We start from the raw sequence: 1052 nt of genomic DNA on the forward strand, positions 1-1052 counted from the left end.
TCGGCGCGGATCCCGAGGGCTCGTTCGACGACGGGGGTGACGTCGTCGACGCCGTTGCCGCGGGCGACGTAGAAGCAGCGCATCAGCCCGTCGGCCGGGGTGAACCCGGAGGTCATGGCCGTGCCCAGGTCCCCCATGTCCACCGACCCGTCGGAGTCCATGGTCATCGGGCGCAGCGTGGTCGCCGAGATCCCGGCGCGGTGCTTGCCGGTGCCCAGAATCGCGTCGTTGCCCTGGTGATCGCCGATGGCGAAACACGCCCGGTTCGACAGGACCTTCGCGACCTTCCGCGGCAGGCTGTCCGCCGACGGCACGGGGGTGGCGAAGATCAGGGTGACCCCGTACTTGCGGGCCTTGGCCACGATCTTCTCCACCAGCTCCGCAGCCTCCTCACCGACGGCGGAGACGAACAGCTCTTGGCACTCGTCGATCACCACGACTCGCGGGCGCATCGTGGGGTCGGCCTCGGCCAGGGCGCGGGTCAGCTTCGGCTCGCCCGCGGCCTGGAGCTTGCGGCCGCGCTCGGACAGCTCCGACATCAACCCCTTGAGCGCGTCCAGGACGGTGGGGATCTGCTCCGGGTCGTCGGACACGAACAGGGTGCGCAGGCGGGGCTTGAGCGGGTCGTAGTCGGCGTTGACGGCCATGCAGTAGACGTCGACCTCAACGAGGGGGTCCAGGATCGCGCCGAGCAGGGCGGTGATGATCAGGGTGGACTTGCCCGAGCCCATCATCCCGGCCACGCCCCAGTTCGCCGCGAACAGGCGTCCGAGCACGAGCTTCCCGCGGGGGTCGACCCCGACCGGGACACCCTTGAAGTAGTCCGCCGTCCCGTCCTGCAGCAGCGGCCACGGCGCGACGGGCTTGGTGAGCGAGCCCTGGTCGGCGGTCCACAGGTCCATCACGCCGGGCTTGTCGCGGGGCTCGGTGGGCCAGACCTCGACCGGCAGGCGCAGCAGGTTGTGGGCCAGGACGGGCTTGTTGTTGTTGATCATCTCCACGGTGACGCCCTCGGGCAGCAACAGTTGGCAGTGCCAGCCCTTCCCGTCATG

1 protein-coding gene is annotated in these 1052 nt (G+C 69.9%); it reads right to left on the reverse strand.

Annotated elements, in window-relative coordinates; all coding sequences use genetic code 11:
- A partial coding sequence (locus FVA95_RS28930) for an FtsK/SpoIIIE domain-containing protein (protein WP_255474722.1) occupies positions 1-1052 on the reverse strand: 1052 nt, incomplete at both ends.

This window comes from Pseudonocardia sp. EV170527-09 (assembly GCF_008369905.1).
Lineage (GTDB): Bacteria > Actinomycetota > Actinomycetes > Mycobacteriales > Pseudonocardiaceae > Pseudonocardia.